Origin of the sequence: Nocardioides sp. CPCC 206348 (assembly GCF_048654705.1) — a bacterium.
In the GTDB taxonomy this organism is placed as follows: Bacteria; Actinomycetota; Actinomycetes; order Propionibacteriales; family Nocardioidaceae; genus Nocardioides.
The window spans coordinates 770-1,885 of sequence record NZ_JBMCZA010000235.1; the positions used below are offsets into that span (position 1 = coordinate 770).

Here is a 1,116-nt window from a genome sequence, read left to right on the forward strand (position 1 = left end):
CATCGCCATGGTGCGCTTCGACGACGTCGACGTGACGGGCAGTGACCGGCGGATCGCCGAGCTGGAGCAGCGTCGCGCCGACATCCTCACGTCCGACGACCAGCTGCAGGTGCTGCAGGCGCAGATCGACGACCTGGTCGTCCGCCTCGAGTCGACCCGGCAGCAGCGGTTCGGGCTGGAGCAGGCGCAGAAAGACCTGAACTCCGCACACGGCGAGCTCGTCGAGTCCGAGGACATGGTCAACGATCGGCTGCAGGCGATGGAGGCGACCGGTGCCGTCGAGCTGACCGACGAACAGGCGGCAGCGCTGGCCGCCGACTTCGCCGCTGCGGCCGCGCCCGCGGATCCGGAGGACCTCGACCGGTTCAGCGACAACGCCCACCGCCTCGGTGAGCGGTTGCGTGGCGCCGTCGGTGAGGTGGAGGCCGAGATCCGCCGGTGCGAGGAGGACCTCGCGCTGATCTTCAAGCACTACAAGTTCCAGTGGGACTCGCCGAACCTCGGTGGCACCGCGGACTCCTACCCGGACTACGCGCGGATCCTCGACGAGATCCGCGGCAAGGGCCTCGCCGACCGGCGCTCCGAGTGGCGGCGCCGGCTCACCGAGTGGAGCGGGCAGGACCTCGTGCCGCTCGTCGGTGCGATGGCCGCCTCGATCGAGGAGATCGAGGATCGGCTCGAGCCGATCAACGCGATCCTGCGGCGTCTCGAGTTCGGTGGGTTGTCGAGCGACCGGTTGCGGATCCGGCTGCGGCGGTTGAGCCCGGCCCACGTGCAGGTCTTCATGAAGGACCTGCGGTCGTTGTCCTCGGGTGTCACCACCGAGCTCGCCGAGGCCGACCTGGAGAAGCGGTTCACGCTGCTCAGCGGGTTCATGAACCAGCTGCGCAAGCCCGCCCAGGCAGGCGAGGCCGGCCCGGTCACGAGCGACCGCGACCGGCTCCTCGACGTGCGGCGCCACGTGGAGATCAGCGCCGAACGCTATGACCACCTGACCGGCGAGCTCCGGGCGACGTACCGGACGCTGGGGGAGAAGAGCGGTGGGGAGAGCCAGGAGCTCGTCGCGTTCATCGTCGGCTCGGCGCTGCGGTTCCGGCTCGGCGACGAGATGCGGTC

At 70.0% G+C, this 1,116-nt stretch carries 1 protein-coding gene; it reads left to right on the top strand.

All coding sequences use genetic code 11. The features are described from left to right. The coding region (locus ACOADB_RS26930) for an SbcC/MukB-like Walker B domain-containing protein (protein WP_378606346.1) at positions 1-1,116 on the top strand (1,116 nt) is incomplete at both ends.